The organism is Pseudomonas mandelii (assembly GCF_002251635.1).
In the GTDB taxonomy this organism is placed as follows: domain Bacteria; phylum Pseudomonadota; class Gammaproteobacteria; order Pseudomonadales; family Pseudomonadaceae; genus Aquipseudomonas; species Aquipseudomonas mandelii_B.
This window is the reverse complement of the sequence record NZ_NMOJ01000047.1, coordinates 1-14,838: the sequence shown is the minus strand read 5'-3', so window position 1 is coordinate 14,838 and position 14,838 is coordinate 1. Positions and strand designations below refer to the sequence as shown.

General features: G+C 61.8%; 10 protein-coding genes. 3 read left to right on the top strand and 7 right to left on the bottom strand.

Annotated elements, in window-relative coordinates; all coding sequences use genetic code 11:
- Nucleotides 1–97: 97 nt before the first annotated feature.
- From B7L09_RS06720 to pvdM, 4 genes are all read right to left on the bottom strand, one after another.
- On the bottom strand, nucleotides 98–1,747 hold the full coding sequence (locus B7L09_RS06720; RefSeq protein WP_094468252.1) for a cyclic peptide export ABC transporter: 1,650 nt from the start codon (nucleotides 1,745–1,747) through the stop codon (nucleotides 98–100).
- 232 nt (nucleotides 1,748–1,979) lie between these two features.
- Nucleotides 1,980–2,858 (bottom strand): dihydropyoverdine dehydrogenase, encoded by an 879-nt coding sequence (gene pvdO / locus B7L09_RS06715; protein ID WP_094468251.1) that lies wholly within the window; start codon nucleotides 2,856–2,858, stop codon nucleotides 1,980–1,982.
- Nucleotides 2,859–3,003: 145 nt separating this feature from the next.
- On the bottom strand, nucleotides 3,004–4,284 hold the full coding sequence (pvdN, locus tag B7L09_RS06710) for a pyoverdine-tailoring periplasmic protein PvdN (protein WP_094468250.1): 1,281 nt from the start codon (nucleotides 4,282–4,284) through the stop codon (nucleotides 3,004–3,006).
- A gap of 30 nt (nucleotides 4,285–4,314) precedes the next feature.
- Nucleotides 4,315–5,664 (bottom strand): pyoverdine-tailoring dipeptidase-like protein PvdM, encoded by a 1,350-nt coding sequence (pvdM, locus tag B7L09_RS06705; protein WP_094468249.1) that lies wholly within the window; start codon nucleotides 5,662–5,664, stop codon nucleotides 4,315–4,317.
- A gap of 252 nt (nucleotides 5,665–5,916) precedes the next feature.
- On the opposite strand from pvdM, the gene pvdP reads away from it, so the two are divergent.
- Nucleotides 5,917–7,545, top strand: coding sequence for a pyoverdine maturation tyrosinase PvdP (gene pvdP, locus B7L09_RS06700; RefSeq protein ID WP_094468248.1), 1,629 nt, complete (start codon nucleotides 5,917–5,919; stop codon nucleotides 7,543–7,545).
- A gap of 105 nt (nucleotides 7,546–7,650) precedes the next feature.
- Here pvdP and B7L09_RS06695 read toward each other — a convergent pair whose 3' ends face one another.
- From B7L09_RS06695 to B7L09_RS06685, 3 genes are all read right to left on the bottom strand, one after another.
- Nucleotides 7,651–9,045 (bottom strand): efflux transporter outer membrane subunit, encoded by a 1,395-nt coding sequence (locus tag B7L09_RS06695; protein WP_094468247.1) that lies wholly within the window; start codon nucleotides 9,043–9,045, stop codon nucleotides 7,651–7,653.
- Between the two features lie 7 nt (nucleotides 9,046–9,052).
- On the bottom strand, nucleotides 9,053–11,026 hold the full coding sequence (locus B7L09_RS06690; RefSeq protein ID WP_094468246.1) for a MacB family efflux pump subunit: 1,974 nt from the start codon (nucleotides 11,024–11,026) through the stop codon (nucleotides 9,053–9,055).
- Nucleotides 11,027–12,199, bottom strand: a complete 1,173-nt coding sequence (locus B7L09_RS06685) for an efflux RND transporter periplasmic adaptor subunit (protein ID WP_094468245.1) — start codon at nucleotides 12,197–12,199, stop codon at nucleotides 11,027–11,029.
- Between the two features lie 321 nt (nucleotides 12,200–12,520).
- On the opposite strand from B7L09_RS06685, the gene B7L09_RS06680 reads away from it, so the two are divergent.
- Nucleotides 12,521–13,003 (top strand): sigma-70 family RNA polymerase sigma factor, encoded by a 483-nt coding sequence (locus B7L09_RS06680; RefSeq protein WP_094468244.1) that lies wholly within the window; start codon nucleotides 12,521–12,523, stop codon nucleotides 13,001–13,003.
- A gap of 122 nt (nucleotides 13,004–13,125) precedes the next feature.
- The gene (locus B7L09_RS06675) at nucleotides 13,126–14,463 is read left to right on the top strand and encodes a lysine N(6)-hydroxylase/L-ornithine N(5)-oxygenase family protein (protein WP_094468243.1); all 1,338 of its coding nucleotides are present in this window, start codon (nucleotides 13,126–13,128) and stop codon (nucleotides 14,461–14,463) included.
- Nucleotides 14,464–14,838 lie beyond the last annotated feature (375 nt).

The window sequence follows — 14,838 nt, the reverse complement described above, 5'->3', positions numbered from 1 at the left end:
CGATGGCGGTGGGTCAATCACCATCAATGTGAAAGTGATGGACTCATCGCGGGCAAGCCCGCTCCCACAGGTCCGCGAAAAGCAATGAAAACCCCAATCAGGCCGGTGCCAGCTCGGTGACAACCCGGCCGCTTTCCATGCGCACCAACTGGTCGGCTACATCGAAGTAGCGGTCATCGTGGCTGATCACGATGATGGTTTTGCCCAGGCGCTTAAGGTCCGGCAGCAGCTCGGTGTAGAAGATCCGGCGAAAGGCCGGGTCCTGGTCGGCGGCCCATTCGTCGAACACCAGCACCGGGCGTTCTTCGAGCCATGCGTTGACCAAGGCCAGGCGCTTGCGTTGGCCGGTAGACAGGTCGGTGGTGCTGAACACGCCATCCTTCACGCTGACCTTGTGCGCGATCTCCAGGCGTTCCAGGTATTTGTTCGCGTCCTCGGGGATGTGCGTGTCGCCCTGCACCACGTCATCGAACAGGTAATAGTCAGCGAAGATCGTGGTGAACAATTGGCGGTAGTCATCACGGTTCTTCGCATCGATGGCCTCGTCGTTGACCCGGATCTCACCCTGTTGCGGCGTGTACAAGCCCAGCAGCAACTTGATCAGCGTGGTCTTGCCGCAACCGTTCTCGCCGACAATAAAGGTGATGTCGCCTTGCTTGATCGTCAGGTTGACCGGCCCGAGCTGGAAGGGCGCTGCACCTTCGGCAGCGGGGAAGGCGAAACGCACATCGGCCAGTTTCAGTTCGTGCACGGCTTGCTTGACGTTGCCCTGATCGCTGAGCAGCAAGTGCGGCTCAGGGGTGGAAAACTGCTCGGACAACTCGGCGATCCGGCGAAAGGCGATCTGCGCGCGGCTGACAATCGGCAACGTGCTGATCAAATGCTCCAGCGGGCCTTTCATATACAGCAGCACCAGCACGAAGCCGCTCATCACGGTCTTTTCGGCGCTTGGCCAGAAGGATTGCAGCGCCAGCACCAGGCCGATGACCACGAAGAACAGCATCGAGCCGAAGGTCTTGGCGATCACGAAGGTGTTGACCGAGCGCACCTGGGTCTTGCAGATGAAATCGGCTGTCGCCTTGATCCCCGACACGAACATGCGCTGGCGACGCGGGCGGTGGATTCGCAGTTCCTTGGCGCCATCGGCAATCGCGTTGTAGTGCTTCTGCAATTCGTCTTCAGCGTCACGGGCGGCCATGAAACCCTGCACACCCTTGCTCTGGGCGTAGGCTTGGATCGCCGTGCCGATCAGGATCGCGGCGACCATGATCAGGAACATCGGCCACGACAGAATCGCCAGGTAACCCATGCAACCCAGGGTCACGGTGAGGGAAATCGCCANCGGCGTGAAGGCGAAGGAAAAGTCGCTGATGGTATCGACATCATGGGTCAGCACCGGAATCAAGCGGTGGCTGCGATAGCGTTCAATCTGTTCGATGGGTGCCGACAGGACCTTTTCACCGAGCTGTTTACGCAGCCTGGCGATGATGTGCTGGCCGACGTAGTTGGTGCCGATGTCCGAGCAGATCGAGCTCAGCAGCGCCAGCAGGCACAGGCCGGCAAACAAGGCGACCACGCCCTGGGTCAGGCCGGTGTCCGAATGCAGGGCGTTGTTGATGGTCGCCAGCAGCACCGTGACGCTCAAGCCGCCGACCATGCCCAGGAAAATGGACGCGGCGACGATGAGTCGAAACGGTTTCAACAGGGCGAACAACTCGCCGATGGCGCCACGGGGAGGCTGGGTCATGGAAGACAGTTCCTTGGGTATAAAGGCAGATACCCAGTAGAACGTCTGATCGAGGGGTTAATTTACAAGGTCGCCGACTGGTGGTGCTCGCGACTCAAACACAAGACCCTGTGGGAGCGAGCTTGCTCGCGATAGCGGACTTGCTCGCGATAGCGGACTACCAGTCGACATCTCTATCGAATGGAAGGCAGTCATCGCGAGCAAGCTCGCTCCCACAGGGTTGGGGTTATGGTTAGAGCTCACGCACGATACGGAAGCCTATCCAGTCGCCACGCTCTTGCGGGTGCTGGCTGTTGCGGTTGCCGGAGCGGGAGAACACTGGCGCTTCACCCCAGTCGTTGCCACGAATGCGCACGGCTTCGCAGTTGGGTTCTACCCACGCGCTGCCATCGGTGGGCGCGCCGACGTAGTTCGGGTGTTCGCAGTCTTCGACCCATTCGTAGACATTGCCGTGCATGTCGTACAGGCCGAACGCGTTCGGTGCATAGCTGCCCACCGGTGAGCTGTAGCTGTAACCGTCCGCCGGCCCGTAGGTGTTGGCGTGTTGGCTGATGCTGTATTCCTTGCCTTCATCGAACGGGAAGGGGAACGGGCCTTTGGTGCCGCCGCGTGCGGCGTATTCGCGTTGGGCTTCGCTGACCATGTGGTATGTCTGCCCGGTTTTTTTCGACAGCCAGGCGACGTAGTTCTTTACGTCNTCGANGTTCATGCACACCGCCGGTTGGCGCGGGCCNTGCGGGTAGCGCGGTTTACTGGCGATGCATTCGCGGCCGGGGCGCGTATCGCCATCGGCGATCTTGACCCCGCTCTGGCGGATATAGCTGTCCCATTCACCGGCGGTGATGTGGAAGCGGCTCATGGCGAAGGGTTTGGCGAAGGTCACGTCGTGCATCGGGCCTTCGTCGGGCTCGCGGCCGACTTCATCGTCCGGCGTGCCCATGGTGAAAGTACCGGCAGGCAGCACGACCATTTCCGGGCAATCGCGGCAGTCCTTGAACACTTTTCCCGGTTGCGGGGCGGTGGCCGCCTGGGCGGTGGTTGGCAGCAGACCTGCCATCAGGGCCGTCAGGGCCAGGGCCTTGAGTGGCAGGGTTAGTGGATTACTGTTCATGAGGTGTCTCGTTCAAAGAAAAAACTGGAATCATGCAAGATCCAATGTGGGAGCGAGCTTGCTCGCGATAGCGGTGAATCAGTCACCATCGATGTTGAATGTTTTGGCCCCAACGCGAGCAAGCTCGCTCCCACAGGGTTTTGCGTCAGGCGATCTTGCTCAGCAAGGCCATGAAGCGGTCGATGTGGTTCTCGGTGTTGAGCAGGCCGGGTGCGATGCGGATCACCGGGCCGACGTCGCGGTCCACCGAGTCGCAGACCACACGGTTTTCCATCAACTGCACGGCGATTTTTTCGCAGTCGCGGTCCTTGACCCGGAAGAAGGTGAACCCGGCTGACAGGTCCGGGCTCTTGGGCGTGACCAATTCAATCTGCGGGTGTTCCAGCAGCCGGTTTTTCGCATAGGTGTTAAGGGCGTGGATGCGCGCCTGCACCTCGGCCTTGCCCAGTTCCAGGTGCAGCTTGAACGCCTCGTCCAGGGCCCAGCGATGTTCGAAGCTGTGATAACCGCCGGGGGTCATGACGGTCGAGAACGTGGTGGCTTCGGAGAAGGTCGGAATCGTCGGCGTCACATCCTTGAGCTCGGCCGAACGGGCGCAGATGATCCCGGTACCGCGCGGGCCGAACATCCATTTGTGGGTGCCGGCGATGAAAAAGTCGCAGTGCATGTCGGGGAAGTCGAGGTCTTCCACGCCAAAGCCGTGCACGCCATCGACCACGTAGAGAATGCGGTCCTTTTCCTCGCGGTTGCGATTCTGTTCGTTCACCAGTTTGCCGATTTCACCGATCGGCAGTTTCACGCCGCTGCCGGACTGCACCCAGGTCATGCCCAGCACGCGGGTTTCGGGGCGAATGCCTTTGGCGATCGAATCCAGCACCTCATCCGCCGACACGGTGTGGCTGTTCTCGAACAACTTGAGCTTGCGCACCTTGACCCCGTCCTTTTGCTGGCGGTAACCCAGGGCGTAATTGGTGGCGTAATGTTCGTGCTCGCTGGTGAGAATTTCCTGGTCCGGGCGCACATGGATGCCGCCGTAGATCAGCGACAGGCCTTCCGTGGTGCTGCTGGTCAGCGCGATCTGTTCAGGCTTGGCCTTGAGGTAGCGACCGGCCCAGACGCGCACCGCTTGCTCGCGTTTTTCCGTTTCGCCCAGGTCCCAGTCCATCGCCAGGCCCGGGTTGCGGTCGAGGTTGGCGCGGTGGCGTTCAATCGCCTCACGCACCGGCCGTGGGTGGGACGTCACCAGAAAATTGGCGAAGTGCAGGTAGTCCGGATCCTGGTCGAACAACGAACGCAATTGCGCCCATTTGTCCTTGGACAGCGGCGGTGGATTGGCAGCCAGCGCCGGTAGATTCACGGCGGCACTCAGGGGCAGGCCAGCCGCGAGAATACCGGCCTGCTTGAGGAATGAACGGCGGTTAGTCATGAGCTGGGTTCGCTTTTGCAAAAGTGGGCATCAGTTTTTTGCCACCGGTCTGGACGACTTCTGCACCTGGTCCCAGACCCGCAGGAAATTCCCGCCCCAAAGCTTGGCGATATCGGCCTCGCTGTAGCCGCGACTGATCAGCTCGGCCGTCACGTTGCGGGCTTCGCTGACATCCTTCCAGCCCTCCAGACCGCCGCCGTCGTTGAAGTCGGAACTGATGCCGACGTGGTCGATACCGATTTTTTTCACCGCGTAATCAATCGCGTCGCCGTAGTCCTTGAGGGTGGCTTTCGGTTCTTCGTCGACGATGGCGTAGAGCTGGCTGGCGTATTCGCCGAAACGTTGTTCGGACCAGACGGTGATCACCGGGTCGCCCGGCATCAGCGCCATTTCCAGGCCTTGCAGCGGTTGCAGGTCGAAGCGTGTGCGCAGGGCGTTAAGTTTGTCCTGGGTCGGTTGGCTCAGCGGGCGTAAATAGGCCGGGAAGCCCACCACTTGCACCACGCCGCCACTGTTCTTGATCAGTTGCAGCTCCTTGTCGCTGAGGTTGCGCGGGATATCCACCGACGCCCGTGGCGCCGAGTGGGACGCCACCATCGGTGTGCGGCTCAACTGCGCCACTTGCTCCACGGCTTTGGTCGACATTTGCGACACGTCGATGATCACGCCCAAGTCATTCAGACGATGCACCGCTTGCTTGCCGATCTCCGACAGGCCACCGAGGGCGTCGCGCGAATCATTGAAGAACGGCAGCGGTCGGGACGAATCCGCCCAGGCGTTGTTGCCCACGTAACTGAAACCGAACATGCGCATGCCACGCGCCGTCCACAGGTCCAGCTGGTTCAGGTCGTTGCCCAGCGGGTAGGCGTTGAGCATGCTGATAAAGATCGCAAACTTGCCTTCGCCGTGCAGGCGACGGAAATCGTCTGGGGTGTAGGCGATGGCGACCTGGTTGGGGAAGTCGCGAACCATCGTGCTGATGATTTTGTAGCGGGTTTCCTGCTCGAACCGGGCTTCGTCGACGAAACCGGCGGTGGGGCGATGCGGGGCGTTGGCGCCGTTCCAGATTTCCGGCCAGCCGAAAATCGTCAGGGCGGCGCCCGACAAACGCCCGCGNGCTGTCTTGACCAGGTCGAATTGGCCGGTGCCGTCCTTGTCCGCTTCATTGCCGGCGGTGCCGAAGTCCAACGGTACGGTGACGTGGCTGTCGAACGAGAGGATGCGCTCTTGCAGCTCATCGGCCTGTTTCATCACCTTGGCCGGGTAACCGGGATTGTCCTTGAACCAATAATCCCAGGCCGCAAAGCCTGCCCCGGCACTGATCGCCAGGGCCAGCGGCAGGCCAATGTAGAGAGCCTTTTTCGAACGTGGTTTTGTCATTGCCATCTCAGTCAGGTTCGCCGCCCCGGTGCGGGCGCAGGGGCCTTTGCTATCTGGGAAGAACGAGTGGCCCGGTTGGAAATTTAGTGGGGCTGATGACCCCATCGCGAGCAGGCTCGCTCCCACAGGGGATCTACGGTGTTCACCCAATCCTTGTGGGAGCCAGCCTGCTGGCGATGCTTTTAAATTTTTGCAGCTAACAAACGTTCTAGCTTGGATAAAGCCTGCTTCATGGCTGACACAGGTAGGGCAATGACGATTTCTCGACGATGGTTCATGGCAGGCCTGGCGCTGACCGGTGCCGCCGTGCCTGCGGCTTTTTATGGGCATCGCGAATGGACGAAACCGGATCCGACGATCACACCCGGCGAAGCTTCATTCGATGTGGCGGATGTCGCCGGCCAGCATTTGGCGAACACCTTGCGTGGCGTCTGGCAGATTCGTTTCGAAGGGCGTGACGCCGGTATCGAAGGCCTGCCACGGGACGGGCTGGAGGTGTTTCTCGACGTCGGCCACAAAGGGCGCGGCCTGATCGGGTTCCTCGACACCGCCCAGCGCTTGCGCTCCAGCGATGAGCCGCGCTACCGGGTGCTGGGCGATCTGGCAGAAGCCAAGCCGGCTGAGTTGAGCTGGCGGCTGGTCAGTGCCGACGCCGCCCACGGCACGCCGGATTACGAATTCAGCATGTCGCTGGACGAAGTCTGGGCCGGTTTCGGCAATGTCGGCAGCGGTACCCTCAGTGGCCGGGTGCTGAACCTCGATCGTCCGCTGATGATGACCGCCCAGGACAATCGCTTCATCGCCGTCAAACGGGTTTTCCCCGAGGCCCGCGAGCGCGCCGGTCTCAATGCGCCGCTGCTGGCGTGGCTGGTGTCTGCCGAACATCGGTTGTTTCACCAGCTCTGGCATGCCTCGCGGGACAAGTGGCACACGCTGTCCGAAGACAAGCGCAACGCCCTGCGTGGCATTGGCTGGCAACCCGGACCGCGGGACAAGGAGCGTGATGCCCGTGGCGCCCGCAAAGATCGCAATGGCTCGGGCGTGGACTTTTTCTTCATGCACCGGCACATGCTGGGCACGGCGCGGTCGATGCAGGACTTGCCGTCGTGGCAGCATTTCCCACTGCCGCAGCCAGAACTGGCCCGGGATCGCATCGGCTTCGCCCATTACTGCGACAACCACGACGGCACCGCGCTGCCGCCGACCTGGCAGGCCGACGACGATGCCGAATACTCGCAATGGGTCAGCGACATCAAGACCGCCGAGACGTATCACAGCAACTTCCAGGTCTGGGAGTCGCGCTACCGCGATCCGCGTTATCTGTCGAAGCTCACCCTGGGGCAGTTCGGTTCAGAGGTNGAACTGGGCCTGCACGACTGGCTGCACATGCGCTGGGCCTCGGTGCCCCGTGACCCGTCCAACGGCGCACCGGTGCCGTTCGCCCGCGACCCTGCGGACTTTGCCGCGCGTTGGTATGCGCCGGAGAACGACTTCCTCGGCGACCCGTTTTCATCCCATGTAAACCCGGTGTTCTGGCACTTTCACGGCTGGATCGATGACCGTATCGAGGACTGGTTCCGCGCCCATGAGCGGTTTAATCCAGGCGAGGTCAGCCGGCTTGAGGTCAACGGTGTGGCCTGGTTTGCGCCGGGGCGCTGGGTGGAAGTGGGTGACCCGTGGCTGGGCCCGGACACCCATGGCTGCAGTACCACGCCGGGGTTGCAGACGGGCAAGTCGGTCGAGATGGACCCGGAAACCATGAAACTGGCGCTGCGCATCACCTTTGGTGAAGACGATAAGAAGCTGGCGGACCTGTTCCGCAAAGTGCCGCAGCGGCCTTGGTATGCGCGGCATTTGAAGGCCAAGCCGATTACCACTTAAGCAGGTGATACCGCGTTATCGTTCAATCGCGGGCAAGCCCGCTCNCACATAAATCCCTGTGGGAGCCGGGCTTGCCCGCGATAGCGGACTTCCAGGCGACTCAAATCACAGAACCTGCCACCCGCCACCTAACGCCTTGTACAGCGCAATACTCGCCTGCAACCGCGACAACCGCAGCTGCACATTCAGATCCTGCGCGGCATACAGCGTGCGCTGGGTCTCCAGCACCGTCAGCAAATCCTCGGCCCCGGCCTGATAACGGCTTTGCGCAATATCGAAGGCGGTCTGCGCCTGGTTCAGTTCCTCGCTTTGCCACTGACGCTGTGCATCCAGTCCGCGAATGCTGTTGAGGGCTTTTTCCACGTCGGCGAAGCCGTTGATGATCGCCCCGCGATAGGTTTCCAGCAGTTCTTCCTGGCGGGCCGTGGCTTTATCGCGCTCGGCACCCAAGCGACCATTGTTGAACACCGGCGCAAGCAATCCGGCGGTGAGGTTGTAGAACGGACTGCGCAGAATGTCTGCCGCCCGGTTCGCCCCCGATCCCAATTCTGCGCTCAAGGTCACCTTCGGCAACATCGCCGCGCGGGCGACGGTGACGTTGGCCTGCGCGGCGGCCAGTTGTGCTTCGGCGCGGGCGATGTCCGGGCGGCGGGTGAGCAGTTCGCTGGGGGCGCCGGCCGCGATGGTCGGCCATGACAGCTGATCAAAGCGTTCCTGACCCAGCGCCAGCTCCTGAACCGGCCGGCCGAGCAGGGCGGCCAGACCGATCAACGCGTCCTGAGCCTGTTGCTGCACCAGCGGCAATTGCCGTTGCTGCGCCGCCACCAGGCTCTTCTGCTGCGCCAGTTCCAGGGCCGTTGCCGAACCCGAATCAAAACGCGTCTGCACCAGTTTCAACACGTTCTGCGCGTTCGCCAGGTTCAGCTCGGCGATGCGGCTTTGCTCCCGCAGCGACAAGGCCTGCGCGTAGGTATTGGCGACGCCGCTGAGCAGCGTCAATTCCACGGTCGCCTGATCGAACTCGCTGGCTTGCAGCGCGAATTGCGCGCTGTCACGGGAGGCCCGTTGACCACCCCAGAAATCGATTTCGTAACTGGCGCTGAGGCTGGCGTTGAAGTAATCGACGGCCTTGTTATCGCTGTCGGCATCAAGCTGGCTGTAACCGTTGCCGCGCAGCAGTTTTTGCCGATTGGCGTTCAGGGCACCCTTGACTTCGGGTAGCTGCGAACCTGCGGCAACCACCGTTTCGGCTTGCGCCTGGCGCACTCGTGCGATGGCGGCGGCCAGGTCGTAACTGCCGACCCGCGCTTGTTTAATCAGCTGATCCAGCTGCGGGCTGCCAAATTGCGTCCACCAGTGCAGGTTGCTGCGGGTGGCGTTTTGCGTGTGCGGCGATTGCCAGGAAGAGGGCGGCTGGATGCCGCTGTCCGGACGCTGGGCGGGCGTGCCGCAGGCGCCGAGCAGCAGGCAAAGGGTCAGTAAACTCAGTTGCGGCTTCATGGAGAGATCATTCACTGGTAAGGGCCGTGACCGGGTCGAGTCGGGCAGCTTTGCGAGCCGGCATGAAGCCGAAGACAACACCGGTGACCAGGGCGCAGCCAAAGGCACCGAGCACCGCTATCAAGGAGAACGCGACGGCGACTTCGCTGAGGATCAGCACGCCGCCGACGATCAGCGCCAGGGCGATCCCGGCGAGCCCGCCGACCACCGAAAGCATCACCGCTTCGGTCAGAAACTGGCGCAGGATGTCGCGCTGACGGGCGCCGGTGGCCATGCGGATACCGATTTCGCGGNTACGCTCGCGCACGGTCATCAGCATGATATTCATCACGCCGATNCCGCCNACCAGCAACGAAATCGCNGCNATCGAGCCCAGCATCAATGACAAGGTGTTTTGCGTGCGCGCTTCGGCCTGGATCATCGCGGCGTTGTTGGTCAGTTCGAAATCCTTCTTGCCGTTGTGCAGGCGCAGCATCAATTGCTCGATGGCGATTTCGGTCTCCTTGACCTTGCGTGCGTCGGCGGCGGCGATGGCCACGTACTCGGGGTTGTGGGTGCCGAACAGCCGCACACTGGCGGCGGAGTACGGAATGGCGATGCGGTCGTCGCTGTCGGAGTCGCCAGAGCTGGCGCCTTTTTCTGCGAGCACGCCGACCACCTGGAACGGCACGTTCTCGATCAGGATGTACTGGCCGATCGGGTTGGCCACGTCCTTGAGCAACTTGGTCCGCACCTTGTGGCCGATCACTGCGACCGCCGCGGCGTTGCGTTCATCGTCCTGGGTGAAATAGCTGCCTTGNACCACCGGCCAGTTGAAGATCGCCGGGAAATTGGTGTCGTTGCCGCCGACGTAGCTCAAGTGGTCGAGGTTACCGAAACGCACCCCGGCCTCCTGGCCATTGACCGGCATGATTCGCGTCACCTGCGGCAGGCTGCCCACCGCCGCGACATCGTCCAGGGTGACGATGCCCAAGGGTGTTCGCGGGTTCGGTGATGAGCCGCTGAGGTAAATAATATTCGAGCCAAAGGCGCCCATCTGTGCCATTACCTGGCGTTTGCTGCCTTCACCCACCGCCAGCATCACCACCACCGACGCCACGCCGATGATGATCCCGAGCAGCGTCAGCGCCGTGCGAAAGCGGTTGATCCACATCACCCGCCACGCCGCTTGTACGGCGTCGATCAGTTCGCCTTTCCACGCGCCGGTCGCTTCCGCGCCTTCGATCAGGCGCTTGCGCAGATCCACCGCTTGCAGCGCGCCGGGGTTGGCCGACGTTTGCGCTTCAGGGTTGTCATGGGCGCTGTCGCTGATGATCAGCCCATCGCGGATTTCGATGATGCGTTTGGCCCGGGCCGCGACTTCGCGGTCGTGGGTAATCAGGATGACCACATGGCCCTGGCTCGCCAGTTCGTCCAGCAGGGCCATTACTTCGGCGCCGCTGTGGCTGTCGAGNGCGCCGGTGGGTTCGTCGGCGAGGATGATNTGGCCGCCGTTCATCAANGCNCGGGCGATCGACACCCGTTGTTGCTGGCCGCCGGANAGTTGATGCGGNCGGTTGCCGGTGTGCGAAGCCAGGCCGAGGCGGTCGAGCAGGGCGGCGGCGCGGGCATGGCGTTCGGCGGCCGGTAAGCCTGCATAGATCGCCGGCATCTCGACGTTTTCCTGGGCCGAGCCCGAAGGGATCAAGTGGTAACCCTGGAACACAAAGCCAAAAGCCTCGCGACGCAGCCAGGCCAGCTCGTCGCTGTCGAGGGCGGCGACGTTTTGCCCGGCGAAACGGTATTCGCCCGAGGTCGGGCGGTCGAGGCAACCGAGGATGTTCATCAGCGTCGACTTGCCTGAGCCGGAAGCGCCGACGATGGCGACGAATTCCCCGGCATGGATCGACAGGTCGATCCCGCGCAATACATCGACCTGCGGGCAATCGCCGCCGCCGTAGGCTTTGCGGATGTCCTGCAGGTCGATCAGGGGCGTCTGCATTCAGCCGCCACTCCCGTCGGCCGGGCCGATCAGCAGGTGATCGCCTTCCTGCAAGCCGTCGAGGATCTGCACCCGCAGACGATCACTGATGCCAGTGCGCACGTCGCGCTGCTGGATGCTGCCGTTTTCGGCGACGACCTGGGCGATTTGCATGTTGGCTTCAGTGCCGGCCTGCAGCGCCGCGACCGGTGCGGTCAGGGTGTTTTTCGCCTGATCGGAAACGAAGAACACTTGGGTGGTCATCTCCGCCATCAACGCGTTGTCGGCGTTATCGACGTCCAGCAACACCGTATACAGCACCACGCGCGCGCTGCCGCTTTTGCTCGAACTGGCCGGGCTGCCGCCACCCTGGCTGGTCTGGTCCAACGGCTTGGGCGGCACCGGCAGAATCTGCCGCACGGTGCTGGTCCATCGCCGGCTGCCGCCGCTGAGGGTGGTGAAATAGGCGGTCATGCCGGGTTTGACGTGGCCAATGTCGGCTTCGGAGACCTCGGCCCACACGGTCATCGGCGATAGCCTGGCGATGCGCAGGATCAGTGGCGTCTGTTGTTGAGCGTTGAGCGTCTGGCCAACCCGCGCGTCCACCGCGACGACTGTGCCGGCCATCGGTGCGAAGATGCGCGTGTAGCCCAACTCGGCTTCGTCGCTGCGCAGGCTGGCCTGGGCCTGGCGGATCTGCGCCTGGAACATCCCGACGCGCGCCTGGGTGGCGTCCAGCTCGGCCCTGGCAGTTTGCACGTCTTCTTCGCGGGTGGCGNCGCCGGCCTTGAGGTTTTGCTGGCGCTGGAACTTCTGCCGGGCCAGTTCGTGCTGGGCTCGCTGTTCCTGGAGCTGCGCCTTGAGGTTCTCGATGGAGAAGCGTCCGGCGTCAAGCTTGGCCTGCTGGGTGGACGGATCGATCTCCACCAGCAGCTGACCTTCCTTGACCACGTCGCCGACTTCCACATGAATCTTCTGGATCTGCCCGGACGCCTGGGCGCCCACATCGACNTAACGCCGGGGCTGCAGGGTACCCAGCGCCGTGACACTGCTTTCAATGTCGCCACGGCTGACTTGCACGGTGGCGAATTTATCCCGGCCCGGCGGGATCACTTGCCAGGCGGCGATGGCGATAACGGGGATCAGACAAAGTGCTACAAGCAGGGCGCGTCGGGTCTGTCGGGGACGTTTCATGCAGGGTTCCGGCCAATGGGTATCGGCCCGTCGTTCAACCTGCGCATGAAAGACGGCGGCAGGCGAACGCTGTCGGGGAGCCGACAGACACGGGGAGCTGTCCTGTAAACGAGGAAAGTGATGGGGAATTTAGGCTAAATCCCCTCGCCACACAGGTGTAGCACATGACTATTTATCGGGTAAGTCAAAGCAACACTTTAAATCTATATGAGAATTACTATAAATTACGCGGCTCGAACTGCCACCATCTTGCCACTGCCCATTTGTGCGGTCGCAGAAGTGGCTCAAGGATAGAAACCGCACCTCGTGCGGCCGGGAGTCATGTTGGAAAACTACTATCGCGAGCTGGTGTGTTTCCTCAACGCCAAGCTGGGCAACCGTCAGGTGGCCGAGGATGTGGTGCATGACGCTTACGTCCGGGTTCTGGAGCGCGCCAGTGACACGCCGATCGAACAACCGCGCGCCTTTTTGTACCGCACCGCGTTGAACCTGGTGATTGACGGGCATCGNCGCAATGCCTTGCGCCAGGTCGAATCGCTGGACGTGCTCGACAACGAAGAGCGCTACTTCACCCCATCCCCGCACAACTGCCTCGATCATGGCCAGCGCCTGGAGATGCTCCAGCGTGCCCTGGCGGAATTGCCGCGGTTGTGCCGCGAAAGTTTTCTGCTGCGCAAGATCGAGGGCCTGTCGCACCCCGAAATTGCCGAGCACCTCGGTATCTCGCGCGCGCTGGTGGAGAAGCACATCGTCAATGCCATGAAGCATTGCCGCGTGCGGATGCGTCAGTGGGACGCCCATTGATCCCTTCTCTCTAAATTTTTTTTCATTGTCCTCGTTCCTACTCAACAGACGACCTGCTGTCCTGCATCAGGTCACTTAGGCTTATTCCCCTTGTTGAGGGGTTCATCCAGAGGACACTGGAAATGACACAGGCAATTGCATCGCCCATCGTTCACGACCTGATCGGCGTCGGTTTCGGCCCTTCGAACCTGGCGCTGGCCATCGCTCTGCAAGAGCGCGGGCCGAGCCAGGGCGAGCTGGATGTTCTGTTTCTCGACAAGCAGGCGGACTATCGCTGGCACGGCAATACCCTGGTGACCCAGAGCGAACTGCAGATTTCGTTCCTCAAGGACCTGGTGACCTTGCGCAACCCCACCAGCCCTTACTCCTTCGTCAACTACCTCAAGGCCCACGACCGCCTGGTGGACTTCATCAACCTGGGCACCTTTTACCCGTGCCGCATGGAGTACAACGACTACCTGCGCTGGGTTGCCGGGCAGTTCCAGCCTCAGGCACGCTACGGCGAAGAAGTGCTGACCATCGAGCCGGTGCTGCACAACCAGCAGGTCGAGGCGCTGCGGGTGATCTCTCGTGACACTCAAGGGCAACAACACGTGCGCACCACCCGTTCGGTGGTGGTCAGCGCCGGTGGCACGCCTCGTGTGCCGCCGGCGTTCAAGGCGCTCAAGGAGGACGGCCGGGTGTTCCACCATTCCCAGTACCTGGCGCAGATGGCCAAGCAGTCTTGCGTGAACAATCAGCCGATGAGCATCGCGATCATCGGCGGCGGCCAGAGCGCGGCGGAAGCCTTCATCGATTTGAACGACAGCTTCCCGTCGGTGCAGGTCGACATGATCCTGCGTGGCTCGGCGCTGAAGCCGGCCGATGACAGCCCGTTCGTCAACGAAGTGTTTTCGCCGGCGTTTACCGATCTGGTGTTCCAGCAGGCGAGCAGCGAGCGTGAGCGTCTGGTCAACGAGTACCACAACACCAACTATTCGGTGGTGGACATCGACCTGATCGAACGCATCTACGGCATCTTCTATCGCCAGAAAGTCTCAGGCATCGCGCGCCACACTTTCCGTACCCTGACCACCATCGAAAAAGCCACCGCCACCGAGCGCGGTATCGAACTGGCGGTGCGTAACAACGCGACCGGCGAAGTCACGGTTCGTCTGTACGATGCCGTGGTATTGGCCACCGGCTACGAGCGCCAGATGCACCGCAAACTGCTGGCGCCGCTGGAGCAATACCTGGGTGATTTCGAGGTGGATCGCAACTACAAACTGATCACCGACGAGCGCTGCAAGGCCGGCATCTATATGCAGGGCTTCTGCCAGGCGAGCCACGGTTTGAGCGACACGCTGTTGTCGATCCTGCCGATTCGCGCGGATGAGATTGCCGGTTCCTTGTATGACCATGGCAAGCACCGTGGGCATAGCCGGTCGATGGTGGATTTGTTGTTGGCCACTGCGAGCTAAAATGTGTGGTGGCTGTGAGGCCGTCATCGCGGGCAAGCCCGCTCCCACAGTTTGATCTATTGGCACAAAATCCGTGTTCNAGCGGGGTTGCCCGCGATGGGGTCCTGAAAGTCACCACAAATATTGAAAGCTGAACCCTTCCTGAAGAACCCCGCAATTCCCCCACCACCCGCCGTTCCTTCGTTTACTCTCCAGAAATCGGGGCGTAAGCTTCGCGCGTTTTCATCAATAGCGGAGACCCTAAGTGGGTACTTGTTCGAGTGACAGTAGTCGGCCGGTTTCGGTAACCGGCACATACTTGGCAAGGTAACGCGCATTCTGNTGCCGTTGTCTCGCCGTAAAGCGAGCAGCGGAAATCCCGATCGCGGCCAGCCC

What these genes read in the sequence shown, in the direction of transcription:
- B7L09_RS06675 (WP_094468243.1), top strand. Translation starts at nt 13,126, where the DNA reads ATGACACAGGCAATTGCATCGCCCATCGTTCACGACCTGATCGGCGTC.
- pvdN (WP_094468250.1), bottom strand. Translation starts at nt 4,284, where the DNA reads ATGACTAACCGCCGTTCATTCCTCAAGCAGGCCGGTATTCTCGCGGCT.
- B7L09_RS06695 (WP_094468247.1), bottom strand. Translation starts at nt 9,045, where the DNA reads ATGAAGCCGCAACTGAGTTTACTGACCCTTTGCCTGCTGCTCGGCGCC.